This window comes from Leifsonia sp. Root4 (genome assembly GCF_001425085.1).
GTDB lineage: Bacteria > Actinomycetota > Actinomycetes > Actinomycetales > Microbacteriaceae > Microterricola.
Genome location: NZ_LMDN01000002.1, coordinates 483,431 through 507,062 on the forward strand (window position 1 = coordinate 483,431; position 23,632 = coordinate 507,062).

The window sequence follows — 23,632 nt, forward strand, 5'->3', positions numbered from 1 at the left end:
CTATCCCTGGCCATCTCTCATCGTCGCGCGGGGCGAGGGGGTGTGCGGCTGCTCTTCGATGAAGGTGGCGCCGAGGATCTCGCGCACGACCGATTCACCGTAACGCTGCACGCCGTCGCCGGAGCCGAAACTCGGTGCCGGGCGGCCGGATGCCGGGCGCTGCTGCGCCGGACGTTGCTGCGTCGGCGGCTGCTCTGCCGAGGCGGGCGCCGGCGCGGCCGCTGGCTTTGCCACTGCGGCGGCTGGCGTTGCCGCTGCTTCCGCCGGTCGAGTGGCACCGACTGCGGCCCGTGTCGAGGCCGAACTGCGGAAACCCTCGTCGGGCGGCACCGCATCGAAATCCGGGTCGAACGGCGGCTCGTCGTCAAATGGCGGCTCGTCGTCGAATGGCGCCGCGTCGGCCGGGGCCCAGCCGTCGTCGCCGGCGGGGGTCGGAGCGGCCGTCGGCGGAGCAACAGGAGCGGCGGCAGGTGCGGCCGGTGCTGCAGCCATGGCAGGAGCGGGTCGCTCGGGCGCCGGTACGGCGTCCTCGTCCGCGCCGGCCGTCGGATCGGACTGCGGGATCTGCACGACCGCCCAGCCGTTCGATGCCACGACGGGCGCGGCGGGCGTGGCTGCTGGCGGCGCGGAAACCACAGGGGCAGCGGCTGCCACAGCTACCGGCGCCACGGCCGTTGCTGCTGGCGCCGATGGTGCTCGGTGGGGCTCCGCATCGGCGGCATCAGCGGGGGTCGGTGCGCTGGCACGTGGCTCAGAGGCGGCACCCTGCGGTGCACGGCCGGCATCCGGCCTTGCAATGAACTTCACGCTCACGCCGAGCACCTGGGCGATCGCATCGCGCAGGTAGTCGCTCACGCCCTTGCCCGCAGCGCTCGGCTCACGGAACGCACGCACGTCGTTCTCGCTCGGGAACGTCATCACCAGCACGTCATCGGCGCGCAGATCACGAACGGTCGCCGTGACGAGCGCCACCCAGGCCTTCATGTTCGCGGTCTTCACCAGCTCGAGAACCTGCGGCCACGAGTCGCGCAACTGCTGCAGGGTGACAGGGCCGACCGGCTGCGGAGTGGAGGCCACTGCTGCGTCCGGCGTCGCCGGGGTTTCGGTGCGCGCGGCAGGCGGCGCCACTCGTGCAGCGGGAGCGGCAGCCGGAGCGGGTGCGGCGGCGGCTGGTGCCGGAGCCGGAGCGGGAGCGGCAGCGGGGGCACGCCCAGCGGGCGCCGAAGCGGGCGCCCCGGCGGGCTCCCCTGCGGCATCCGTCACGCCGACGCGCCGCTCGAGACGCTCGACGCGCGCAAGCGCGCCGCGTTCGGACTCGTCGCTGGACGGCACCAGGGCGCGCGCGATCATCAGCTCGAGGTGCAGCCGCGGTGAGGTCGCGCCCGTCATCTCGGTGAGGGCGGCGTTCACGATGTCGGCGGTGCGCGAGAGCTCTGCCTGCCCGTAGCGGCTGGCCTGAGCGCCCATGGCGTCGAGCTCTTCCTGCGGAACCCCGCGCAGCACCGACGCGGCGGCGGCCGGCGTGCTGGCCCCGACCACGATCAGGTCGCGCAGGCGTTCGAGCAGGTCCTCGACGAAACGGCGCGGGTCCTGCCCGGTCTGGATGACGCGGTCGACTGCCTCGAACGCTCCCCCGGCGTCGCGGGCGCCGATCGCGTCGATGACCTCGTCGAGCAGGGCCCCGTGGGTGTAACCGAGCAGCGCAACGGCGCGCTCGTAGTCGACGGATGCCGCCTCGGAGCCGGCCATCAGCTGGTCGAGCAGCGAAAGCGTGTCGCGCGGCGAACCACCGCCGGCGCGCACGACGAGCGGGAGCACGCCGGGAGCGACACTCACGCCCTCGGCCTCGCAGAGCGTCTGCACGTATTCGAGCATCGGACCCGGCGGAACCAGTCGGAACGGGTAGTGGTGCGTGCGGGAGCGGATCGTGCCGATGACCTTTTCCGGCTCGGTCGTCGCGAAGATGAACTTGACGTGCTCCGGCGGCTCTTCGACGATCTTGAGCAGCGCGTTGAAGCCGCTCGAGGTCACCATGTGCGCCTCATCCATGATGAAGATCTTGTAGCGGTCGCGGGCCGGAGCGAAGATCGCGCGCTCACGCAGATCGCGGGCGTCGTCGACGCCACCGTGGCTGGCCGCATCGATCTCGACGACGTCGAGCGATCCGCCGCCGTCACGGGCGAGTTCGACACAGCTCGGGCACACGCCGCACGGGGTGTCGGTCGGGCCCTCGGCGCAGTTCAGGCAGCGCGCCAGAATGCGGGCAGACGTCGTCTTGCCGCAGCCGCGCGGGCCGCTGAAGAGGTAGGCGTGATTGACACGGTTGGTGCGCAGGGCCGTCATCAACGGATCGGTCACCTGCGACTGACCGATCATCTCGGCAAAGTTTTCTGGCCGGTATCGGCGGTAGAGAGCGGTGACCACTCTGCAATGCTACTTGCCTACACTGACACCGGGCTCGGTGTCGAGCGCGGTCCCGAGCTCGCCCTCTGCATCGCCTGCACCGGATGCCGGCCGCCCGGCCTTTCCGAGCCCGCGCCAGCTCCGCCCGAACAGCGGCGTCAGCGTCGCCACCGCGTACACGATGGCCGCTCCGAGCAGTGTCGGGCCCAGTCCGAACGCCGCGATCGACGCGCCGCCGAGGAAGGCGCCGATCGGCATCGCCGCCGAGACGCCCGCGCTCATCGCTCCGAAGACTCGGGCGCGCATCGGCTCCGGGATGAGGCCGAACAGGGCCGTCGACATCATCGGGTTGATCCCGCCGGCGGCCAGCCCCGAAAATGCGAGGACCGCCAACAGCACCGGCAACGGCACCTCGAAGGCCATCGCCAGATACGGGGGAACTCCGGCCAGCACGAAGAACAGCACAAACAGGCCACGCCCGGATGCCCGGTGGCCGACCGCCGCGAACAACACGGCGCCAAGCAGAGCACCGCCCGCGAAGCAGGACACCATGAAGCCGAGCGCCGTCGCAGAACCGAGGCGCTCCGCGGCGTACACCGGGAAGAGCACGGTGAGCCCGGCCGTGTCGATGGCGTTGGTCACCATGACGAGCAACACGATCCCCCGCAGCAGCGGGTTCGACCACAGCCAACGAAGGCCCTCGGCAAAACCGCGCCAGTAGCCGGTGTCGCCGGCGGCCGGCACGTCTGCACCGGATGCCACAGGCCGCGCCATCCGCGGAATGAACACGGCGATCAGCAGCGCCGACACCGCGAAGGTCGCGGCGTTCACGTACAGCGCGCCGGGCGCGCCGAGCACGCCGATCAGCACGCCGGCCACTGCGGCACCCACCATCGACGCGCTGCGCTGCACGGCCGATTGCGCTCCGGCCGCGCGCGCCAGCGGAGTGCCGGCCCGCGTAGCCAGCTCGGGCAGCATGACCGTCTTGGCGGTGTCGCCCGGGGTGTCGAGGAGCCCGCTGAGGAAGACGAGGAGCAGCAGCACGCCGAAGTGCAGGGCGCCCGTCGCCGCCAGGATCGGCAGCGCCAGCACCGTGACGCCGCTGGCGAGGTCGGCGACGATGCTCGACACCCGGTAGCCGACCCGGTCGATCAGCGCTCCGCCGAGCGCACCGCCGATGACGACGGGCACGGTGGCGAAGACGCCGGCGACGCCGGTCGCCAACGCGGAGCCGGTGTCGGAGAACACGTAGAGCGGAACCGCGATCATGGTGATGGCGTTGCCGGCGCGCGAGACGAAGGCGGCAGCCAGCAGGCCGAGCAGTGGCAGCCGTCCGGCCAGGCCGCGCTCAGGCGCGCGGGAACGCATGGTAGATCCACCGAACGGCCCGTGCGCCCTCGCGGGTGGCGTCACTTGCGGCCTCCCACTTGCGGCTGAGCGCGCCGAGTTCCTCGGTCAGTTCGGCCAGCTGCGGCGCGGTCAGATAGGCGAAGGAGTCGGAGCTGTTGGACGCGGCCACCCACTCGCGCTCCAGCATCGGTTCGGCGTCGAGGGCGGCAAGCAGCTCCCCCATGTACGACTGCAGAATCACCTGCTGCAGGGCGCGAGCAGCCCCGTACTGTTCAGGGTCGGCGCGCAGCTCGGCCGGTTCGAAACTGGTGTGACTGTGCGCGGCCCGCCACCAGCGTTCCCGCCCGTCGCGCGCGCGTTCAGGCGCCTCCACCACGAATCCGAACTTCGCCAATGTGCCGAGGTGATAGCTCACGGTGCCGGGCGCCTCGTCGACGAGGTCGGCGAGCTGGCCGACCGAGTGGGCGCCGTCGGAGCGCAGGATGCCGAGCAGCTGCAGCCGCAGCGGGTGCGCCAGGGCGCGCAGCGACTTTGGGTCCCTCAGCCCCTCGGCCGGCCTCGTCGGCGCGGGCTCCTGCGCCGGGCCGGACGCTGCCACGCCAGACTCTGCCGGTATCGGCCGCTTCTGCTTCGAGTCGTCATCCATGCGCCAAGAATAATTCAACAAGAAGTCTTGTGCAAGTGTTCTTGCGGAGCTTGACGTGAATGGCGCAGACTTGGGGCGCTACGGCGCCCGCCAGAACGAGTCGGCCAGCTGCTCCCATTCGGGGCCAGGGGCGGTATCCCCGAGGGCGAAACGTTCCTCATCGATCTCCACGATGATCGGTACGCTCGTCGAGCAATACGCCGGGTACTCCTCCGGTGAGCCGTCAACGACGACTATGCACGTGGCATCCGGCTCCTCCATCGACGTGGCAGCAAAGTAGCTCACTCCGCCATCGACCCAGAGAAGTCTCGTCGATGTGCTGTCGATTTGTGCGGCACTTCTCGCGTCGGCCGGCAGCTGATCGGCGGGCTGCTGCTCACGATCGAACACGGTCATGGTCGCGGACACGCCTGCACAACCGCTCATCGCAAGCACGATGAACACACCGAGCGCCCCCACCAGTCCCCTGCACGCCGTCACCATGGACATGGCTCGAGCATAGCCAGCCCTTCACAGTACGCTGGGGCCACAACCCTGAGCGTCGACGAGGATGCCTCCCACTCCGTCGTATGAAGGGGGCATCGTGATCACGCTTGCCGCAGCATTGGGCATGGCCATTGTCGAATTGGGGATGGCACTCACACCGGGGCCCAACATGGTCTACCTGGTCTCGCGCAGCATCAGCCAAGGTCGGCGCGCCGGCATGATGTCGCTGGCCGGAACCGCGGTCGGGTTCCTTGTCTACATGACGATGGCGAACCTCGGCCTTGCGGCGGTGTTCGTCGTGGTTCCCTGGCTCTACACCGCGCTCAAGGTCGCCGGTGCGGTGTACCTGCTCTGGCTGGCATACAAGACTCTCCGCCCCGGCGGCATGTCGCTCTTCGAGACCCGGGATCTGCCCCGCGATTCCGCGGGCAAGCTGTTCCGGATGGGGCTTCTGACCAACCTGCTGAACCCAAAGGTGGCGATCCTCTACCTGGCGCTGATCCCGCAGTTCATCGACCAGGGCGCCAGCAACGTCGTCGCGCAGGGATTCCAGCTGGGTGCCATTCAGATCGCGGTGGCGCTGCTCGTGAACGGCGCCATCATCATCGCGGCGGGCTCGATCGCAGTGTTCCTCCGCCGACGGCCGCTGTGGATCCGTTGGCAGCGGTGGGTGACGGGAACCCTCCTCGGCGCGGTGGGCGTGAAGCTCGCGATTGACGCGCCGGCCCGTGCGACCGCATAGAGCGACCGCTCTGGCGCTGACCGAACAGGCCGGCAGCCGAGACAGCTAGAGAACGAGCGACTCCACCTGGTGCGCGATCTCGAGCTCCTCATTGGTGGGGATCACCATGACCGTCACGCGGGCACCGGCCGGGGAGATCACGCGAGCCGCGCGTGAGGAGAGCTCGTTGCGGTCGTTGTCGATCTCGATGCCCAAATGCGACAGGCCGGCGAGGGCGCGGCGGCGCAGCAGGGCGTTGTTCTCGCCGATGCCGGCGGTGAAGACGAGAGCGTCGAGGCCGCCGAGCTGGGCGAAGTAGGCGCCGATGTAGTGGCGGATGCGGTGCCGCCAGACCTGCAGGGCGAGCTCGGCCTCTTCATTGCCGTTGATGGCGGCATCCTGCACATCGCGCATGTCCCCCATTCCGGTGAGCCCGAGCAGGCCGCTCTGCTTGTTGAGCAGCGTGTCGAGCTCGGAGACGCTCATGCCGGCCGCCCGGTTGAGGTGAACGAGCACGGCCGGGTCGATGTCGCCGGAGCGCGTGCCCATGACGAGCCCCTGCAGCGGGGTCAGCCCCATCGACGTGTCGACCGACTTGCCGCCGTCGACGGCGGTGATCGACGCCCCGTTGCCCAGGTGCAGGATGATGCTGCGCACGGCACCGAGCGGCTTGCCGAGCATCGCGGCGGCCTGCTCGGAGACGTACTTGTGCGAGGTGCCGTGGAAGCCGTAGCGGCGCACCTTGTATTCGCGGGCGATGTCCTTGTCGATCGCGTAGGTGTATGCGGCCGGCGCCATGCTCTGGTGGAACGCCGTGTCGAACACCGCAACGTGCGGAACCTGGGGCAGCGCCTTCTTCGCCGCGCGGATGCCGAGCAGATTCGCCGGGTTGTGCAGCGGGGCCAGGCGGGAGAGCGCGTCGATCTCGCGCTCGACCTCGTCCGTGATCAGGGTCGGGCCGTCGAACTCGCTGCCGCCGTGCACCACGCGGTGCCCGACCGCGACGAGATCGTCGACCTCGCCGAGCTTGGCCAGCACCACGCTCATGCCTTCCGAGTGGTCGGCGATGAAGGAGTCCGGCTCGCCGATCCGTTCGATCAGACCACTGAGGCGTGACTCCCCGGTCTTCAGGTCGATCAGCTGGTACTTGAGCGAGGACGAGCCCGAGTTGACGACGAAGACGGAGCTCATGCGGTGGCCGCCTGAATCGCGGTGATGGCGACGGTGTTGACGATGTCTTGCACGAGTGCTCCCCTGGAGAGGTCGTTTATCGGCTTGTTGAGTCCCTGCAGAACGGGGCCCATGGCGATGGCGCCCGCACTGCGCTGCACCGCCTTGTAGGTGTTGTTGCCGGTGTTGAGGTCGGGGAAGATGAACACGGTCGCGCGGCCGGCCACGACGGAGCCCGGCAGCTTGGATGCCGCGACGGCGGCATCCGCCGCCGCGTCGTACTGGATCGGGCCCTCGACCGGCAGCTCCGGCCGGCGCTCGCGCACGAGCAGGGTCGCCTCGCGCACCTTCTCCACGTCGGCGCCAGCCCCCGATTCACCGGTGGAGTACGAGAGCATGGCGACCCGCGGGTCGATGCCGAACTGGGCTGCGGTCTCTGCCGAGGAGACGGCGATGTCGGCGAGCTGGGTCGCGGTCGGGTCGGGGATGACGGCGCAGTCGCCGTAGACGAGGACTCGGTCTGCCAGCGACATCAGGAACACGCTGGAGACGACGGACACGTCCGGCCGGGTCTTGATGATCTCGAACGCCGGGCGGATCGTGTGCGCCGTGGTGTGCGCGGCACCGGAGACCATGCCGTCGGCGAGCCCCATGTGCACCATCATCGTGCCGAAGTACGAGACGTCGGTGACGGTGTCGCGCGCCTGGTCGAGCGAGATGCCCTTGTGCGCGCGCAGCCGGGCGTACTCCTCGGCGAACTTGAAGCGCAGCACGTCGTCGAACGGGCTCACGATCTCGGCCGTGGAAATGTCGAGCCCGAGCTCGATGGCGCGCGAGCGCACCTCGAACGGCTCCCCGAGAATCGTGAGCCTGGCGATGCCGCGCGACAGCACGGTGGCCGCGGCGCGGAGCACACGGTCATCGCTGCCCTCCGGCAGCACGATGTGGCGGCGGGCGGCGCGGGCCTGCTCGATCAGCCCGTACTCGAACATGAGCGGGGTGACGGCGGCGGAGCGGCTGAGGTTCAGCAGGCCGAGCAGTGCCTCGGCATCGACGTGGGTCTCGAACAACCCCAGCGCGGTGTCGCGCTTGCGGCTGGAGTCGGCCGCCAGGCGGCCCCGGGTGCGGGTGATGCGCAGCGCGGTGTCGTAGCTGCCCAGCTCCGTGCTGATGATCGGCAGCGGCGAACGCACACCGGCGAGCAGGCGCTGGATCGGTTCCGGCAGCTCGAATCCGCCGTTCAGCACGATTCCGGCGAGGCTCGGGAAGGTTCCGGACGCATTCGCCAGCAGCACCGCGAGCAGCACATCCGTGCGGTCGGCAGGGACGACGACGACGGCGCCCTCGAGCAGCCGCGGCAGCACATTGTTCATCGACATCGCGGCCACGACGACGGCGAGCGCCTCACGGCTGAGCAGCTCCGGATCGCCCGCGAGCAGGCTGCCGTCTGTGGCATCCATGATGCTCTGCATGGTCGGAGCGACCAGCACGGCGTCTTCGGGGATCGCCCAGACCGGTGTCGATTCCGCCGACTCGATGCCGTCCGCGCCGTGGTCATGCGGCACACCGGATGCCGGCAGCGCCGCGCGAACGGCCGCAATCGTCTCCGGCAGCTGCTCGGGGTCGGCCCGGTTCACGACGATGGCAAGCAGCGAGGCGTGGGCACTCCGCAGCTCGGCGAGCGCCATCTCCGCCAGGTCGCCGAGCTCGTGCGCGGTGCGCGGATCGGACTGCCCGAGCCGCTCACCCTGCACCTGGGCTGCGCGCCCGCCGAGTGCGAGCAGCACGGGGGCGCCGAGGTTCGCGGCGATGCGGGCGTTGTAGCTGAGCTCGGTCGGACTGCCGACATCGGTGTAGTCGGAACCGACGATGACGACGGCGTCGCTGGCGGCCTCGACGGCCTTGTAACGCTCGACGATGCGGCTGAGCGCGGCATCCGGATCGCTGTGGACGTCGTCGTAGGTCACACCGATGCAGGTGGAATAGGGAAGATCGGCCGTTGCGGACTCGAGCAACAGGTTCAGCACGTAGTCGGGCTCGACGGTGGAGCGCGCGACGGGCCGGAACACCGCGATGCGCGCGGCCGTGTGGGTGAGCGTTTCCAGTACGCCGAGCGCGATGGTGGACTTGCCGGTGTTCCCCTCGACAGAGGAGATGTAGATGCTGTGTGCCATGACCTGAGATTCGTTCGCCGCGAGTGGTGACCGACTCGGGCTCCTGCGCGATCGGCCACTGTCTACTCTGCCACGAATGCGCAGGCGCCGAGCTGCGTCAGCGGGCGCGAACCCGCTCGATCAGCGGCTGCGTGCGGTAGGGCATCATGTGCTTCATCGCCAGCACCGTCGAGGTGCGCTCGATGCCCGGGGTGCTGAGCACGAGGTCCGCGACGCGGTACAGATCGTCGGCGTCGGCTGCGGCCACCCGGATCAGCAGGTCCCAGTCGCCGGAGACGCCGAACACCTCGACCACCTCGGGAATCCTGGCGAGGCTCTCCGGCAGCTGCGAGAGCTTCTGCTGCGTGACGTGGGCGAAGATGAACGCCGTGAGAGGCAGCCCGACGGATGCCGGATCCACCCGGCGCAGCGGGTCGGCGAGCACCTCGGACTCCAGCCGGTTCAACCTGCTGTGCACCGTGCTCCGCGCCAGCCCCGTCGTCTCGGCGAGCGCCACAGCGGTGGACCTCGGGTGTTCCGCGAGCGCCAGGAGCAGCGCGGCATCCGTCGGATCGATCACGCGATCAGTCATTGTGTCTGGCTCCGCTCCCCTGAATGGCACATCGTCGCTACATTCTGACTGAAATCTAGCGCATCTATTGTTCATTCTGGATGATCATCGGACGATTGACACGGCAATACTGTGCAGCAGACGAAGGAGTCCCCGTGTCAGTCACCATCAGCCCGACAGCGCCGCCGGCGGTCCGGCCCACCCCGGTCGCCGACCGCGATGCCCTGCTCGGCGCGGTCGAGCAGCGCGTGCTCTGGCTGTCGACGGCCAGCATCCATCACGCCAACCACGTGCGCCCGAATCCGCTCGGGCTGAAGGTGGGCGGCCACCAGGCCTCCTGCGCCTCGATGGTGACGATCATGACGCAGCTGTGGTTCGAGCAGCTCCGCTCCGAGGACAGGGTCTCGGTCAAGCCGCACGCCTCCCCCGTGCTGCACGCGATCAACGCGCTGCTCGGCGAGCTCGACCCGATGGCCCTGGCCGGCCTGCGGGAATTCGGCGGGCTGCAGAGCTACCCCAGCCGCACCAAGGATCCCGACCCCGTCGACTACTCCACCGGCTCTGTCGGCCTCGGTGCCACGGCACCGCTCTGGGGCGCCATCGCACGGCGCTACGTCGATGACCACGGCGGCCGCGCGGGGACCGGGCGGCAGTACGCCCTGATCGGCGATGCCGAACTCGATGAGGGTGCGATCTGGGAGGCCATGGGCGACCCCGCCGTCGCGCACCTCGGCGAGCTGGTCTGGATCGTCGATTTCAACCGGCAGTCGCTCGACCGTGTGGTTCCGGCCGTCAGCGTGACGAAGCTCTCGGCCATGTTCGAGGCCGCAGGCTGGCAGGTTCTCGTCGCCAAATACGGCCGGCTGCTCGAGGGGCTCTTCGCGCGGCAGGGCGGCGAGCGCCTGCGCGCTCGCATCGACACCATGACGAACCCCGAGTACCAGCGCCTGCTGCGCAGCTCAGACGAGCAGCTGGTGGATCGGATCTGCGCCGACAGCTGGCAGGACCTGCGCGCGCTGCTCGGCGACGTCGCACCGGCCGAGCTGCGGGCGGCGGTCGGCAATCTGGGCGGGCACGACCACGACGCGCTGCGTCACGCCTTCGCCGCGATCGACGATGAGCGGCCGACCGTGATCTTCGCCTACACCGTGAAGGGCAGGAACCTGCCGATGGAGGGGCACCCGCAGAATCATTCCGCGCAGCTGAGCCCCGCCCAGTTCGAGCAGTACGCGGCATCCGCGGGAATGGACCCGGCCCGGCCGTTCCAGCTGTTCGCAGCGGACACCGCGGAGGGCAGGCTCTCCGCAGCGCGCGCGGCCCAGCTGCGCCGCGAACCCGTTCAGGCCGGCGGCGCCTTCACGCCGCCGAGCGACCTCGGCTGGGTGCCGCGCGGCACCAGCACCACCCAGGCCGCGCTCGGCCGCACCTTGCTCGACCTCACGAGGCGGGCTCCCGCCATCGCGGAACGCGTCGTCACGGTGAGCCCGGATGTCAGCTCGAGCACGAACCTCGGCGGCTGGGTGAACAAGGCCAAGGTGTGGTCGGCGGCTCCCTCGCGGGACTGGTTCGACGACGATCCGGAGACGATCCTGCACTGGGAGGAGAGCGCACAGGGCCGGCACATCGAACTCGGCATCGCCGAGACGAACCTCGTCGGCCTGCTCGGGGAGCTCGGCGCGACGTGGAGCCGCTGGGGCTTCCCGCTGATCCCCATCGGGGTCGTCTACGACCCGTTCATCGCCCGCGCCCTGGAGCCCTGGAACTTCGGCATGTACGCCGGCGGCCAGTCGATCCTCGTCGGCACACCGTCCGGCGTCACGCTGGCCGCGGAGGGTGGCGCCCACCAGTCGCTGCTCACCCCGGCCATCGGGCTGCAACAGCCTGGGCTGTTGAGCTACGAGCCGGCCTTCGCCCTTGAGGTCGAGTGGATGCTGCTGGAGTGCATCCGTCGCATCGGCGTTCCGGGCGGAACCTCCGCCTACCTCCGCCTCTCCACCCGTCCGGTGCAGCAGGACCTGGCCGCCGTACCGGCACTGCCGGAGGCCAGGGAACTCCGCCGCCGCCAGGTTCTCGCCGGCGGCTACCTGCTGCGCTCCCCGGACGGCGATCGCCCCCAGGCCACGATCGCGGCGATGGGCGCCCTCGTGCCAGAGGCGATCGCCGCCAGGGACACCCTGGCCGAGGCGGGCGTGCACGTCGACGTCGTCTGTGTCACCAACGCCGGGCTGCTCTTCGAGGCGCTGCAGGCCAGGACCGGGCAGGGCACGGCTGAGGCGGGCGGCGCGGATGCCGGCGAGTGGATCCTGCGCGACATCCTGCCGGCGCACCGCGCCGCGCCGCTCGTCACCGTGCTCGACGGCCACCCGCACACCCTGTCGTTCCTGGCGGGGGTGAATGGGGTGCCCCCCGCCCACCTCGGCGTCTCGAAACTCGGCCAGTCGGGTGATCTGGAGAGCGTGTACCGCTACCACGGCATCGACGCGGCATCCATCGTGCGTGCCGTGCTGCGCGGCATCGCCCAGGGCTGACCCCGCGGCAGCACGCGAAACTGGCCGCCACCCTGAGGGGTGGCGGCCAGTTCGTGTCCGTGCCGGTGTCAGCCCTTGACGGCTCCGGCGGTCAGGCCCTGCACGATGTACCGGCTGGCGAAGGCGAACAACACCATCGTCGGCACGATCGTGAGCACCGCGGCGGCCGACATCGAGCCCCAGTCGATCGTGAAACTCGAGATGAAGCCGTTCAGCGCGGTCGGGATCGTCTTGTTCTCGTCCTTGTTCATCAATGTGACGGAGAGGAACAGTTCGTTCCAGCAGTTCACGAAGTTGAAGATGAACGCGGCGATGATGCCGGGCTTCATCACGGGGACGATCACCCGGAACAGCGCGCCGAGGCGGGAGCACCCGTCGATCATCGCGGCCTCTTCGAGCGCATCGGGGATGTTCGCGAAGAATCCGCGCAGCATGATCGTGCTGAACGGGATGCAGACTGCGACGTAGATGAGCATCAGGCCGAAGCGGTTGTCGACGAGCTTCAGCTGCACCATCATCAGGTACAGCGGCCCGAGCGCGATGAACGCCGGGATCATCTGCGTCACCAGGAAGGCCATCAGCACGGCCGTCTTGGTGCGGAACTCGAAGCGCGCCAGCACGTAGGCCGAGAGCATCGCGATGAGCGTCGCGACGGTGGCGGCCACGGTCGAGACGAGCAGGCTGTTCACGACGTACGTGGCGAAGTTCGACTTCTCGAACAACGAGACGTAGTTCTCGAGTGAGAACTCCTCCGGCCAGTACGTCAGCGGGTAGCTGAAGATCGCGCCAGGGGTCTTGAACGAGGTGATCAGGATCCAGTACAGCGGAAACAGCGAGATGACCAGCCAGAGCCCGAGGAAGGCGATTCTGACGGTCTTCGCCGCCGGTAGTTCACGGTTGATCATGACCGTGCCCCCTTCTTCTCACGGATGGCCATCAGGTAGAACGCGGAGAACACCAGCAGGATCACCATGACGATGAGGCCGAGCGCCGAGGCCTGGCCGTAGTCGCCGCGCTGGGTGATCGAGATCATCCAGGTGGTGATGATGTGAGTCTGGTTCGCGGGTCCTCCGCCGGTCATCGCCCAGATGATGTCCGGGAAGTTGAAGATCCAGATCACGCGGAGCAGCACGGTCAGGGCCAGCGTCGTGCTGATGTACGGAATCGTGATGCTGAACAGGGTGCGAACCTTGCCGGAACCGTCAAGCGCCGCCGCCTCGTAGACCTCGTCCGGCACCGACTGCAGCGCGGCGAGGATCATGATGGCGAAGAAGGTGACCCCGTACCAGGTGTTGGCGATGATCACGGCGGTCATCGCCGTTCCGGGTTCCGCCAACCACGGGATGGCCGTGTCGATCAGCCCGGCCTTCATCAGCAGGTCGTTGATCACGCCGAACTCACCGTTGAACATCCAGCGGAACAGGATGCCGATGAGGAATCCGGAGATCGCCCACGGAAAGAAGATGAGGGCCTGGTAGACGCCACGGAAGACGAACTTGCGGCGCAGCCAGAGCGCCAGCGCGAATCCGATGATGAACTGCGGGATGATCGAGGCCACAACCCAGAGAACCGAGTTGCCGAGGATCACATAGAAGTTGGGGTCGGCGAAGATCTTCTGGAAGTTGCCCAACCCCACCCAGTCGGTGTTCGACAGGTTGTTGAGGTTCCAGTTGCGGAACGCCATCTGCGAGCCGGCGAGCATCGGGTAGTAGGTGAACACGGCCACGAAGATGATCGCCGGCAGCATGAATGCGAGGATGACCAGCCCGCGCCGCGTGCTGAACGGGCGGCGGCGGGTGGACTTGTGCGGTGCCGCGCTGGGGGCGCCCGCCCGTGTGAACGGGCGCCCTGTCGCGGTCGTGGTTGGACCGGGCATGGTGGTTTCTACTCAGCCGCCCACTTCTCGGTCCAGTAGGAGTCCCAACTGGCGAGAAGTTCCTCGTTCGTCATCTGGCCGATCAGCACCTGCTGCAGTTCGGAGTCGGCCTTGTCTGCCCACTCGGTGAACCAGGCGACGCCGCGCGGCTGCTCCGCGGTGATGTACACCTCCGGGTTCTCGTTCATGTAGAGGTAGCTCTCCCACGCGCCGGTCTTGTAGAACGGGTCGTCGGCTGCTCCGGTGAGGATCGGGACCAGGCTGTTCGTCTGGGTGAACTCGATCGATGCGTCACCGGAGTTGAGGAACTGGATCAGCTTGGCCGCTTCGGCCTTGTGCTCGCTGGCCTCCGCCGTTCCCCAGCCGGCCGTCGCCAGCGGCTGAATGGCCTGGCCGCCGGGGCCGACGAGCATCGGCGCGGTCGTCCACTGCTCCGGCGTGATGGCCTTCGACTCGTTGACGGCCGCGATGACCTCGGGGTCCTGCAGCAGGAAGCCGGTGGAACCGTTGGTGAAGCCCTCAACCATCTCGGGGTAGCCCCACGCGACGGATGACGGCGGCGAGGCCTGCTCGAACAACGTGAGGTACGTGTCCATCGCCTCGAGCGCCTCCGGAGCGGAGAAGATCGAGTCGCCGTTCTTCAGCTTGTACGCGTTGGCGACGTCGATGTCGCCGGCGACGTAGGCCGAGATCGCGAGCACGGCGTTCGTGTAGCCGTTCTTGCCGCCGCGGAAGGCGTAGCCGTACTGGTTGGCGGCCGGATCCTGGATGGCCGTCGCCTGCTCCACGAGGTCGTCCCAGCTGAGCGGGGCGCCGTCGAAGCCGGCATCCTTGACCATGTCGGTGCGGTAGAACAGGCTGATGCCGTAGAAGCCGTAGGGCACGAAGTACATCTTGCCGCCGGCGGTGGCAACGTTCTGGGCGTTGCTGGTGAGCGAGTCCCACCCCTCCCAGCCGTCGAACTCCGTCGTCATGTCGCTGAGCCAGCCGTTGGCCGAGAACGGACCGACGGTCAGGTCGCGCACCTCGAGCACGTCGACGCCGGATCCCGACTGCAACATCTGCTGGATCTTCTGGTCCGCCTGGTCGGTCGGGGGCGAGATCAGCTCGACGCTGATGTCGGGGTTCTGCGCTTCAAACTCGCCGATGAGCTTGTCGAGCAGTTCGGTGCGTGCGGGACTTGTCAGGCTCTCAACCATCTGGAGTGTGACCTGTCCATCGCCTGCAGGGGCTGAGCAGCCGCTGAGCGCAAGAGCAGTCACCAGGCCGAAGCCCAGACCGGCAAGAAGTTTCCGTTTCGTCATGTCTCCTCGTTTCGTTGTGCGTGCTGTGGTCCGTGATGTGTGCAGGGAATGTGGACGCGTGAGCTCAGCGCCCGGCATCACGTGCCCAATCGCAGAGCGTCGGAACCATACGCTCCACGAAGTCTTCGAAGTCGGCCGCCGTGTTGTAGACGTGCGTGGAGAGGCGGAAGTATCCGACCCCGCCGAAACTGGTGAATGCGCCCTCCACGTTGAACTCGCTGACGACCCTGTTGCGCAGGGCGTCCGCGCTCGGGTGCGATTCGGCCAGGCCATCCGGCAGGCGCACAAGGCGCAGTGCGCTGACCGGGGCTCCGACGTCGACGCGGTGATCCTGCCCGGTGCGCTCCGTGAACGCGGCGGTCACGATGTCCTCGGCGTAGTCGGCCAGCTCGCTCATGTACCGGCGGGCCTCGCCCCAACCCCAGGTGTCCGCGATGAATCCGGTGGAGGTGGGAGCGGCCAGGTAGCTGGTGAGGTCGAGGGTGCCCTGGGTGTCGAAGCGCTCGGGGAACTCGAGTGGAGCACCCCAGGAGTCGACCAGCGGGTAGAGCTCCCTGCTCAACTCCGTCGGGGCCAGGAGCACGGCCGTGCCGCGCGGGGCGCAGGCGAACTTGTGCAGGTTGCCGATCCAGAAGTCGCACTCGACTCCGTCGAGCGGGTTGTCGTACAGGCCTGGCACGTGGGCGCCGTCGACCAGCGTCACGATTCCGCGTTCCCGTGCGGATGCCGAGATCTCGGCCACGGGCATGAAGCGCGCCGTCGCCGAGGTGATGTGGTCGATCACGATGAGTCTGGTCTTGTCAGAGCAGACCGCCATCACGGCGTCGTGCGCCTCGGCCGGCGTCGCGTGCAGCGGCACGTGCGCAGTGCGCACCACACCGCCGTAGCGGCGCGCCATGCGCTCGGCACCCATGGTGACGGCGCCGTAGCCGTGGTCGGTGACGACGATCTCCGCCCCGTGCTCCATCGACAGGCTCGAGTACACGACCGTGGCTCCGGCACTGGCGTTCGGCACGATGGCCGTGTGCTCCGCCGGTGCGCCGACGAAGGCGGCGATCTCTTCGCGCACAGCGCCGATGCGCTCCGGCAGGAAGGAGAACCAGGCAACGGGGTCTGCGTCCATCTCGGCGCGCAGCGTGTTCTGGCGTTCCTGGGCGACACGCGGCACGGCGCCGAACGAGCCGTGGTTGATGTGCAGGGCGCTGTCGGAGAGCGTCCACGCCTCGGCGGCAGGCGCACCGCCCGGCAGAGTGAGCGGGCTCGGGGCAAGCGCGGCGGCGAGCCTGCTTGGCGCGTTCGTCGAGGTCATCGTGGTGTCACATCCTTGTGTGTTGCGAGAGCTGTACGCGGCAGTCCGCCGCCGAGCTGCGGCAAGTTATTAGATGACTTACCGCAAATCAGCGTTCAGTTGCCGACTTACTGGAGCATATACATGAAGTCGTCAGATAACTACCCACTCATCAGATCACTTTCTGGCCCTATGCTGTTCGGTACGCATCTATGCCAGCGGCCGCACGCACCATTCGCACAAGGAGGCGCACCATCAGCGCTATAGACAACGCCTTCCACGGTTTGCGGCAGATGATCGCCTCCGGCGAGCTGCAGCCGGGTCAGCAGTTCCCGTCCGAGGCGCAGCTCTGCGACCGCCTCCAGGTCTCCCGCGGCTCGCTGCGAGAAGCAGTGCGGATGCTGGGCGCGCTCGGCGTGATCGAATCACGGCACGGCTCGGGCACCTACGTCTCCGCGCTGGAGCCGGCGAACATCATCGGTGCGCTCGGGCTCACCGTCGGGCTGATGCCCCTCGAGGGGCTCATAGACATGTTCGAGTCGCGACGCGTGCTCGAATCGCATGCGACCGCGCAGGCCGCGGCGAACATGACGGATGCCGCGGCGGAGGAACTCAGCGCGATCCTCGACGCGCTCGAGCAGACCAGCGACCAGGAGCGGGCGTCCGATCTGGACTCGCAGTTCCACCAGCGCGTCACCGCGCTCGCCCAGAACGCGACGATCGCGGTGCTTCTGCAGGTCTTCCGATCCCGCTCGCGCTCGTACCAGCTCTTCGACCTGCCGGCCGGGCCGGAGATCAAGGCTCAGAGCGACCACTCTCACCGCGAGATCCTCGCCGCGCTGATCGCGCGCGACCCGGCGAACGCCGCGACAGCGGCCGCAACGCACGTGCTTCAGACGGAGCGCTGGGCGCGGGAGCACAGGCCGACCGTGAAGCCGGGTCCGCTCGCTGCCGGCTGAGCCGCGGGGCTGCGGGGCTGCTTAACGAAAAAGACCCCTCGCGCACCTCGGGCATAGGCACAGCCCCGGTTACCCTCGCGCGGGTCGACTTAACGAAAAGGACCCCTCGCGCACCCGCCAGAGCCCGGTTACCCTTGCTACGTTTCCGTCCTGGGGGAGTTGGCCTGGATGACGCCACGCGAGGAGTCGTTGAATAGTTTACCGTGTCGCGAGAGTGCTCGCGTCCACCTCCCGGCTGGGGTGGTGGCACGAAGCACCCTTTCCATCAGATAAGATTCTCTGAGTTGCTTTCTTTCGAGACAGTTTCTGGAGAATTCGCCTAGTGGCCTATGGCGCACGCTTGGAAAGCGTGTTGGGTGCAAGCCCTCGGGGGTTCGAATCCCCCATTCTCCGCCAAACGAGTAATCGGCCCTGACCATCTAGATGGTCAGGGCCGATTTTGTTTCCCACTGCAATCGTCACCAATCCGCCCGAAAGAATTCGCCTGCGGAGGTAGCCGAGCGTAACCGCGGTAGTGCGCTCCGAGCCATTCCGGCATACGCTCAGGGGTATGCACGGGGGAATGCAATGAATCGAGCGCGCGTCAATGAACCGGGGGGTGAGGTTTTCCGTCCGCGGGAACAGGTCTTCACACAGTCGATGCTGGCGGCGGCGGCGCTCTTGGTCCCCGTTTTCGCCGTGCTCTACTGGCTGACGATTCCGAGTGGCACCTGGCTGATCGTCGTCGCGGCGAAGGCGCTCGTCCTCGTCGTCCTCGTGCTTCTGGGTGTGACCTTCTACAGGACATCGGTCACGGTCGCCGCATCGGGGGTGCGCGAGAGCGGTTTCGCCGGTCCTCGCCGCGACATCCCGCGCGACGAGGTCGAATACGTCCTGTTCGTGTCGTTCTACCGCGGACACACCCTCGACACCGAGCAGCACCTGTTCATCGTCGGCCACGACGGCAGCACTCTTGTCCGCATGCGTGGCCGCTACTGGGCGGTCGCCGACATGCGCCGGGTGATCGAGGTGCTCGGGGCGCCGGCGACCATCATCGACGAACCGCAGTCGCTCAACGAGTTCACGCGTGAGAATGCGTCCCTGTTGTACTGGCACGAGCGTCGCGCGGGCTTTGCCCGGCGCTGAGCAGCGGGGGCGTGCCCCGGACGCCGGAGACAGCGCGCGTCTGCGTGCCCGGCTGGAGCGCTGGCAACTCCAGAGCGATGGCCCGGCGTTCACGACCGCGAGCAGCCTGATGCAGCCGGTGCTGTTCGATGTCGGCGATGCCCGGCTCCCGGCCATGCTCAAACTCGCGATGGCGTCGGCCGCCGGCGACGAGGAGCGCGCGGGGTTCGCGCTCCAGCGCTGGTGGGACGGCCGCGGGGCGGCCGAGGTCTATCGGCACGACGACGACGCCGTGCTGCTGGAACGGGCACGGGGCCGCCGCTCGCTGGCGGCGATGTCGCTCGGCCCGTCTGCTGCAGACGACGATCACGCGCTGCGTCTGCTCTGCCGAGCCGTCGCCAGCCTGCACGAGCCGCGCGCGAGCCCTCCGCCGGCGCTCGTTCCGCTCGATTCCTGGTTCGGCGGGCTGTTCGCACACGCCGATGACCTCGGTGGCAGCTTTCTGCGCGGCGCCGACCTGGCGGCCGAGTTGCTCGACGAACAGGTCGAGCCTGTGCCGCTGCACGGCGACATCCACCACGGCAACGTGCTCGACTTCGATCGCCGCGGCTGGCTCGCGATCGACCCCAAGGGCCTGCTGGGTGCCGCCGAGTTCGACTACGCAAATATGCTCTGCAACCCGTCGCGCGCGCACGCCGCAGACCAGCAGCGACTGCGCCGGCGCGTGCAGACGGTGTCGCTGGCGTCCGAAATCGAGACCGACCGACTGCTGCGCTGGACCATCGCGTGGACCGCCCTGTCGGCCACCTGGTTCGCGACCGACGACGGGATCGGCTCGGCCGACGCCGTGGCGACGCTCGCCATCGGCGATGCGGCGACGCGGATCCTGCTGGACGGCTCGGCCTAGAGCTCGGCCGCCGTCGAGATGCCGACGCGCGGAGCCTGCTCGCTCGCCGACGGCAACGGCCGGAAGCCCAGGCGCGCGTAGAACGCAGCCGCGCCGCCGTTGCGCGGTTCAAAGCCGAGGTGCACGCCCGGCACATTCAGCGCGCGCAGCTGGGCGAGCAGTGTCGTGATCAACGTACGACCGAGGCCCCGGCCCTGCGTCTCCGGCAGCAGGTTGATGTGCAGGTGGGCAGGGAATTCCGCGAGCTCGGCAGCCGGTGGCTCCGCCGGGTGCAGACCTGCGGCGATGACCGAGCGTTCCGCGGCGCTGACGACGGACGCCGGCTCGCCGGCCGGCGCATAACGCTCGGCGAAGCGCGGCAGCCAGTGCTCTCTGTACCAGCGCACGAAGTCGTGCGTGTCGGCCGCGGCGATGATGTAGCCGAGCACCCGCTCCGACTCGCCGGTGCCGTCGACGACGAGCGTGGCGAGCTCCGGCGCATACTCCAGGTAGGGGCCGGCGTAGATGTCGGGCATCAGCTCGTCGCTGCTGTACAGGCCCGTTGCGTCTGCCCCGGCATCCGCCGTGCGCACGCAGATCTCGTAGACTGCGGCGCGGTCGGCCGGTCGGTATGGGCGCAGTTCAGGCATGCGCCCATTCTCCCGCAGCTAGCGGCGCTTGCGTGTGCCGAAGATGCCGCCGATGACGGCCGTGAGCACCGACTTCGTCGCACTGGAGCCCAGCACCTCTTCGAGCACCGTCTTCTGCTTCTTCGTCGAGCGCGCGGTGCCAGAGGTCTGCTTCATCAGCCGGTCGTACTCGGCCTGTGCCTTCTTCTCGGCCTTGGCCCTGTCCGTCTCGATGCTCTTCTGCATCTTCTCGTACTCGGCGTCCGCTGCCGCCTTGTCGACCGCCTGCTGGGCTGCGTCGGCCTTGGCCGCGGCATCCGCGAGCTTGCGAGTGAGCATCTCCCTGGCCGAGTCGCGATCGAGGGCCGTGCCGTACTTCGCGAGCAGCGGGGATGCCGCGACGGCGGCGTCGATGGAGGCATCCGGCGACGGCGACATCGAGCCCTGCGGCGCACGCAGACGCGTCCAGGCGACGGGACTCGGCGCCCCCTTCTCGTTCATCACCGTGACGATGGCCTCGCCGGTGCCGAGCATCGTCAGCGTCTCTTCGAGGTCGTAGCCAGACTTGGGATAGGTCGACACGGTTGCCCGCAGCGCCTTGGCGTCATCCGGTGTGAATGCCCGAAGCTGGTGCTGCACCCGTGAGCCGAGCTGCGCCAGCACCTCGCCGGGCACGTCCTTCGGGGTCTGCGTCACGAAGAAGATGCCGACGCCCTTGGAGCGGATGAGCCGCACCGTCTGGGTGATCTGGGAGAGGAAATCCTTGGATGCATCGGCGAAGAGCAGGTGCGCCTCGTCGAAGAAGAACACGAGCTTCGGCTTGTCGAGGTCGCCGACCTCCGGCAGGTCGTTGAAGAGGTCGGCCAGCAGCCACATCAGGAAGGTCGAGTAGAGGGCCGGCTTGTCTTGCACGCCGGGCACCTCGAGCAGGCTGATGATGCCGCGACCGTCAGTGGCGGTGCGCAGGAACTCCGCGGTGTCGATCTCCGGCTCACCGAAGAAGACGTCGGCACCCTGGTCGGCGAAGGTGATGAGCTCGCGCAGGATGACGCCAACCGTGGCGCTGGAGAGCCCGCCGAGCTCCTTGAGCTCCGCCTTGCCGTCGTCGCTGATCAGGTAGGCGAGCACGGCGCGCAGGTCGGTGAGGTCGAGCAGCGGCAACCCGGATTTCTCGGCGAAGTGGAAGACGAGGCCGAGGCTGGACTCCTGGGTGTCGTTGAGGCCGAGCACCTTGCTCAGCAGGATCGGCCCGAAGCCCGCGATCGTCGCGCGGATCGGCACGCCCTTGCCAACACCGCCGAGCGAGAAGTACTCGACGGGGAAGCTGTCGGGGGTCCAGCCCTGCCCGATTCCCTCCGTGCGGGCGAGAAGCTTGGGGTTGCCCTCCCCCGCGGTCGCGATGCCGGAGAGGTCGCCCTTGATGTCGGCAGCGAATACCGCGACGCCATTCGCGGAGAGCTGCTCGGCGAGCACCTGCAGGGTGCGCGTCTTTCCGGTGCCGGTCGCACCCGCGACGAGCCCATGTCGGTTCGTCATGGCCAGCGGAATCCGCACCTGCACGCCCGGCAGCGCCTCACCATTCACGAGCGCACCCATCTCGAGGGCCGCACCCTCGAAGGCGTAACCCGCTCGAATGGTGTCGATATGGGCGGCGTCGAGCGGGCCGGATTCCGCGGCCGCCGGGGTCTCGACAGGCTCGACCGACGGGGCCCCGCTGGTTGAGCTTTCCCCGCTGGTTGAGCTTGTCGAAACCACCGGCGGGGCCACCGGAGCGGCGGCTGCGGCCTCCGCGGCCTCCGCTGCGGCGAGCGCCGCGTCGGCGGCGTCCTGCGCCTTCGTGATGGCCTCCTCGGCCTGCGCCTGCAGAACCTTCGCTGCCTCGGCGGCGGCGGCCGCAGCGTTCTGAGCAGTTGTGACGGCGTCGTCTGTCATGGCGACAGCCTAATTGGAGGGCGTGCGCTCTTCGAGGCCCCAGGGCTGGCCGTAACCGCCCTCCTCCACCGGGCGCGCCATCAGCTCGAGGAACGGCGCGGCGTCGAAGGCCTCAGGCCCGAGTACGCCGCTGCCCGCCCAGACACCGGTGGCCAGCAGCTCCAGCGCGATCACCGGGTTCATGGCCGTCTGCCAGACCACGCACTGGGCGTCGTACTCGCGCATCGTCCACTCGTTGTCGCTCACGTGGTAGAGATAGACCTCGCGCGGCTCACCGTCGAGTCCGGCGCCGGTGACCCACACGCCGGCGCAGGTCTTGCCCGTCATCCGCGGGCCGATCGAGGCAGGGTCGGGCAGCGAGGCGGCCACGACGTCGCGCGGGGCGACCTCGACCGTGCCCCGGTTGCCCGCGGCATCCGCCCCGCGCACTCGCAGCGGCGTCGTCGAGTCGAGCCCGAGCAGGTGCAGCGTCTTCAGCACGCCGATGAATTCGGCGCCGAGGCCGTATTTGAAGGTCACGCGCTTGGCGGCGAGCCAGCGCGGCATCAGCAGCACCTCCTCGTGCTCGACGTTGACGCACTCGACGGGACCGATGCCCTCGGGAAACACGAAGACCTCGGGCTCGGAGAACGGCGGCGTGGTGAACCAGCCCTCCTCCTTCTGCCAGATCACCGGAGGGTTCAGGCACTCCTCGATGGTGGTCCAGATGGAGAAGGACGGCGCGAAGATCTCGTTTCCGTCGTCGTCTCGCACGACGAGGTTGGCGCCGTCGCGGGTGCCCAGCTCGTCGATCTCGCTGAACAGGTGGTCGCTGGCGTAGCGGGCGAAGACATCGCTGAGCCCGGGTTCGACCCCCATGCCGACGAGGGCGAGCTGGCCCGCCTGCTCCCAGTCCGGGTTCTGTGCGAACTGGTCGTCGCCGAGCTTGACGCCGGTGCGGCGGTGCGGGTCGCTCGGGTGGGGCTCGCTGAGGCTCATCGCCATGTCGAGGTAGTGCGCGCCGGCGGCGAGCGCCCCGGCGAAGATGGTCGGCACGAACTTCGGTTCGACCGCGTTCATCACGTGCGTGATGCGGTGCTCGCGTGCCAGGGATTCGACGGCGTACGGGTCGGAGGCGTCGATCTGTTCTGCAACGAAGCGCGCGGCTCCCGCCGCACCATGCCGCGCGGCGATCGAGGCGATCGTGCGCTCCGCCCTGGACTCGTCGTAGTCGCTCACCACAATGACCTCATAGAAGCTGCGCCTGGCCGCGATCTTGGCGATGGCGTCGCCCACTCCCCCTGCGCCGACCAGAAGCACCCGCATACCTGAGACCACACCGTCTTCGTTCATGCTCCGACGCTAGCGCCTCGCTCGGACAGATATCCAGCAACCGTCGCAAAACGCTCAGCTGTCGGCTCGAGCGAGCAACGCCGATCCGGCCAGCCGCTCAGGGCTTCGGGGGCGGCCTCGTTCCTCGGCTGCTCCCTCCAGCCAGCGTGAGAACGGCATCTGCACGGTCCGGCCAGCCGCTCAGGGCTTCGGGGGCGGCCTCGTTCCTCGGCTGCTCCCTCAAGCCAGCGTGCACATGCACGCCTCGGCCGCTCCCTCAAGCCAGCGTGCGAACGGCATATGCACGATGGATCG

The 23,632-nt window shown here is 68.5% G+C and carries 19 protein-coding genes, 1 tRNA gene and 1 other RNA gene; 6 read left to right on the top strand and 15 right to left on the bottom strand.

The genetic code is table 11. The features are described 5' to 3' along the window. From ASC66_RS08340 to ASC66_RS08355, 4 genes are all read right to left on the bottom strand, one after another. A complete protein-coding gene (locus ASC66_RS08340; protein ID WP_055837534.1) occupies nt 1–2,424 on the bottom strand; it encodes a DNA polymerase III subunit gamma and tau in 2,424 nt (807 codons plus the stop codon). A gap of 9 nt (nt 2,425–2,433) precedes the next feature. Beyond that, nucleotides 2,434–3,771, bottom strand: a complete 1,338-nt coding sequence (locus tag ASC66_RS08345; RefSeq protein ID WP_055837537.1) for an MFS transporter — start codon at nt 3,769–3,771, stop codon at nt 2,434–2,436. Beyond that, the gene (locus tag ASC66_RS08350; RefSeq protein WP_055837540.1) at nt 3,752–4,399 is read right to left on the bottom strand and encodes an ArsR/SmtB family transcription factor; all 648 of its coding nucleotides are present in this window, start codon (nt 4,397–4,399) and stop codon (nt 3,752–3,754) included. The genes ASC66_RS08345 and ASC66_RS08350 overlap by 20 nt, the downstream gene beginning before the upstream one ends. A 78-nt stretch (nt 4,400–4,477) precedes the next feature. Beyond that, nucleotides 4,478–4,888, bottom strand: a complete 411-nt coding sequence (locus ASC66_RS08355; protein WP_055837543.1) for a hypothetical protein — start codon at nt 4,886–4,888, stop codon at nt 4,478–4,480. Between the two features lie 142 nt (nt 4,889–5,030). Between ASC66_RS08355 and ASC66_RS08360 the strand changes: the two genes are divergently transcribed. Next, on the top strand, nt 5,031–5,627 hold the full coding sequence (locus ASC66_RS08360; RefSeq protein WP_235496791.1) for a LysE family translocator: 597 nt from the start codon (nt 5,031–5,033) through the stop codon (nt 5,625–5,627). A 45-nt stretch (nt 5,628–5,672) separates the two neighbouring features. Here ASC66_RS08360 and ASC66_RS08365 read toward each other — a convergent pair whose 3' ends face one another. The 3 genes from ASC66_RS08365 to ASC66_RS08375 form a co-directional block, all read right to left on the bottom strand. After that, nucleotides 5,673–6,797 (bottom strand): acetate/propionate family kinase, encoded by a 1,125-nt coding sequence (locus ASC66_RS08365; RefSeq protein ID WP_055837549.1) that lies wholly within the window; start codon nt 6,795–6,797, stop codon nt 5,673–5,675. Beyond that, nucleotides 6,794–8,950, bottom strand: a complete 2,157-nt coding sequence (gene pta / locus ASC66_RS08370) for a phosphate acetyltransferase (RefSeq protein ID WP_055837553.1) — start codon at nt 8,948–8,950, stop codon at nt 6,794–6,796. The genes ASC66_RS08365 and pta overlap by 4 nt, the downstream gene beginning before the upstream one ends. Before the next feature lie 97 nt (nt 8,951–9,047). Then, nucleotides 9,048–9,521: an Lrp/AsnC family transcriptional regulator gene (locus tag ASC66_RS08375; RefSeq protein ID WP_055837556.1), complete on the bottom strand. Its 474-nt coding sequence runs from the start codon at nt 9,519–9,521 to the stop codon at nt 9,048–9,050. Between the two features lie 134 nt (nt 9,522–9,655). Here ASC66_RS08375 and ASC66_RS08380 point away from each other — a divergent pair, with 134 nt between their 5' ends. Continuing rightward, nucleotides 9,656–12,028, top strand: coding sequence for a thiamine pyrophosphate-binding protein (locus tag ASC66_RS08380; RefSeq protein WP_235496792.1), 2,373 nt, complete (start codon nt 9,656–9,658; stop codon nt 12,026–12,028). Nucleotides 12,029–12,096: 68 nt separating this feature from the next. On the opposite strand, the gene ASC66_RS08385 is transcribed toward ASC66_RS08380, so the two are convergent. The 4 genes from ASC66_RS08385 to ASC66_RS08400 all read right to left on the bottom strand — a co-directional run bounded on the left by ASC66_RS08385 (nt 12,097) and on the right by ASC66_RS08400 (nt 16,517). After that, complete coding sequence (locus tag ASC66_RS08385) at nt 12,097–12,933, bottom strand: carbohydrate ABC transporter permease (protein WP_055837559.1); 837 nt, start codon at nt 12,931–12,933, stop codon at nt 12,097–12,099. Next, entirely contained in the window at nt 12,930–13,904 is a 975-nt protein-coding gene (locus ASC66_RS08390; protein ID WP_055837563.1) for a carbohydrate ABC transporter permease, read from the bottom strand. Before ASC66_RS08390 ends, ASC66_RS08385 begins: the two co-directional genes overlap by 4 nt. An 8-nt stretch (nt 13,905–13,912) precedes the next feature. Continuing rightward, nucleotides 13,913–15,208: an ABC transporter substrate-binding protein gene (locus tag ASC66_RS08395; RefSeq protein WP_055837566.1), complete on the bottom strand. Its 1,296-nt coding sequence runs from the start codon at nt 15,206–15,208 to the stop codon at nt 13,913–13,915. A 64-nt stretch (nt 15,209–15,272) separates the two neighbouring features. Further along, on the bottom strand, nt 15,273–16,517 hold the full coding sequence (locus ASC66_RS08400; protein ID WP_055837569.1) for an aminotransferase class V-fold PLP-dependent enzyme: 1,245 nt from the start codon (nt 16,515–16,517) through the stop codon (nt 15,273–15,275). A gap of 191 nt (nt 16,518–16,708) precedes the next feature. On the opposite strand from ASC66_RS08400, the gene ASC66_RS08405 reads away from it, so the two are divergent. Continuing rightward, nucleotides 16,709–17,455 carry a FadR/GntR family transcriptional regulator gene (locus ASC66_RS08405; protein ID WP_286145586.1) on the top strand — a complete coding sequence of 249 codons (747 nt, stop codon included), beginning with the start codon at nt 16,709–16,711 and terminating at the stop codon, nt 17,453–17,455. A 94-nt stretch (nt 17,456–17,549) separates the two neighbouring features. Here the strand turns inward: ASC66_RS08405 and ffs are convergent. Further along, an RNA gene (gene ffs / locus ASC66_RS17825) (signal recognition particle sRNA small type) lies at nt 17,550–17,646 on the bottom strand. A gap of 117 nt (nt 17,647–17,763) precedes the next feature. Between ffs and ASC66_RS08410 the strand changes: the two genes are divergently transcribed. The 3 genes from ASC66_RS08410 to ASC66_RS08420 all read left to right on the top strand — a co-directional run bounded on the left by ASC66_RS08410 (nt 17,764) and on the right by ASC66_RS08420 (nt 19,466). Then, nucleotides 17,764–17,851: transfer RNA gene (locus ASC66_RS08410), tRNA-Ser, on the top strand. Between the two features lie 243 nt (nt 17,852–18,094). Further along, nucleotides 18,095–18,580 carry a hypothetical protein gene (locus tag ASC66_RS08415; RefSeq protein WP_157509710.1) on the top strand — a complete coding sequence of 162 codons (486 nt, stop codon included), beginning with the start codon at nt 18,095–18,097 and terminating at the stop codon, nt 18,578–18,580. Continuing rightward, complete coding sequence (locus tag ASC66_RS08420) at nt 18,528–19,466, top strand: aminoglycoside phosphotransferase family protein (protein WP_082492162.1); 939 nt, start codon at nt 18,528–18,530, stop codon at nt 19,464–19,466. The genes ASC66_RS08415 and ASC66_RS08420 overlap by 53 nt, the downstream gene beginning before the upstream one ends. Here ASC66_RS08420 and ASC66_RS08425 read toward each other — a convergent pair. Genes ASC66_RS08425 through ASC66_RS08435 form a run of 3 tightly spaced genes read right to left on the bottom strand, consistent with a single transcriptional unit; the run spans nt 19,463 to nt 23,311 of the window. Further along, nucleotides 19,463–20,095, bottom strand: coding sequence for a GNAT family N-acetyltransferase (locus ASC66_RS08425; RefSeq protein WP_055837578.1), 633 nt, complete (start codon nt 20,093–20,095; stop codon nt 19,463–19,465). The genes ASC66_RS08420 and ASC66_RS08425 overlap by 4 nt on opposite strands. An 18-nt stretch (nt 20,096–20,113) precedes the next feature. Next, entirely contained in the window at nt 20,114–22,006 is a 1,893-nt protein-coding gene (locus ASC66_RS08430; RefSeq protein ID WP_055837581.1) for a helicase HerA-like domain-containing protein, read from the bottom strand. A gap of 9 nt (nt 22,007–22,015) precedes the next feature. Next, nucleotides 22,016–23,311, bottom strand: a complete 1,296-nt coding sequence (locus ASC66_RS08435) for a saccharopine dehydrogenase family protein (RefSeq protein ID WP_055837584.1) — start codon at nt 23,309–23,311, stop codon at nt 22,016–22,018. Between the last annotated feature and the right edge of the window lie 321 nt (nt 23,312–23,632).

What these genes read in the sequence shown, in the direction of transcription:
- pta (WP_055837553.1), bottom strand. Translation starts at nt 8,950, where the DNA reads ATGGCACACAGCATCTACATCTCCTCTGTCGAGGGGAACACCGGCAAG.
- ASC66_RS08345 (WP_055837537.1), bottom strand. Translation starts at nt 3,771, where the DNA reads ATGCGTTCCCGCGCGCCTGAGCGCGGCCTGGCCGGACGGCTGCCACTG.
- ASC66_RS08435 (WP_055837584.1), bottom strand. Translation starts at nt 23,311, where the DNA reads ATGCGGGTGCTTCTGGTCGGCGCAGGGGGAGTGGGCGACGCCATCGCC.
- ASC66_RS08355 (WP_055837543.1), bottom strand. Translation starts at nt 4,888, where the DNA reads ATGTCCATGGTGACGGCGTGCAGGGGACTGGTGGGGGCGCTCGGTGTG.
- ASC66_RS08365 (WP_055837549.1), bottom strand. Translation starts at nt 6,797, where the DNA reads ATGAGCTCCGTCTTCGTCGTCAACTCGGGCTCGTCCTCGCTCAAGTAC.
- ASC66_RS08430 (WP_055837581.1), bottom strand. Translation starts at nt 22,006, where the DNA reads ATGACAGACGACGCCGTCACAACTGCTCAGAACGCTGCGGCCGCCGCC.
- ASC66_RS08375 (WP_055837556.1), bottom strand. Translation starts at nt 9,521, where the DNA reads ATGACTGATCGCGTGATCGATCCGACGGATGCCGCGCTGCTCCTGGCG.
- ASC66_RS08405 (WP_286145586.1), top strand. Translation starts at nt 16,709, where the DNA reads ATGCCAGCGGCCGCACGCACCATTCGCACAAGGAGGCGCACCATCAGC.
- ASC66_RS08420 (WP_082492162.1), top strand. Translation starts at nt 18,528, where the DNA reads ATGCGTCCCTGTTGTACTGGCACGAGCGTCGCGCGGGCTTTGCCCGGC.
- ASC66_RS08425 (WP_055837578.1), bottom strand. Translation starts at nt 20,095, where the DNA reads ATGCCTGAACTGCGCCCATACCGACCGGCCGACCGCGCCGCAGTCTAC.
- ASC66_RS08400 (WP_055837569.1), bottom strand. Translation starts at nt 16,517, where the DNA reads ATGACCTCGACGAACGCGCCAAGCAGGCTCGCCGCCGCGCTTGCCCCG.
- ASC66_RS08390 (WP_055837563.1), bottom strand. Translation starts at nt 13,904, where the DNA reads ATGCCCGGTCCAACCACGACCGCGACAGGGCGCCCGTTCACACGGGCG.
- ASC66_RS08415 (WP_157509710.1), top strand. Translation starts at nt 18,095, where the DNA reads ATGCTGGCGGCGGCGGCGCTCTTGGTCCCCGTTTTCGCCGTGCTCTAC.
- ASC66_RS08385 (WP_055837559.1), bottom strand. Translation starts at nt 12,933, where the DNA reads ATGATCAACCGTGAACTACCGGCGGCGAAGACCGTCAGAATCGCCTTC.
- ASC66_RS08360 (WP_235496791.1), top strand. Translation starts at nt 5,031, where the DNA reads ATGGCACTCACACCGGGGCCCAACATGGTCTACCTGGTCTCGCGCAGC.
- ASC66_RS08350 (WP_055837540.1), bottom strand. Translation starts at nt 4,399, where the DNA reads ATGGATGACGACTCGAAGCAGAAGCGGCCGATACCGGCAGAGTCTGGC.
- ASC66_RS08395 (WP_055837566.1), bottom strand. Translation starts at nt 15,208, where the DNA reads ATGACGAAACGGAAACTTCTTGCCGGTCTGGGCTTCGGCCTGGTGACT.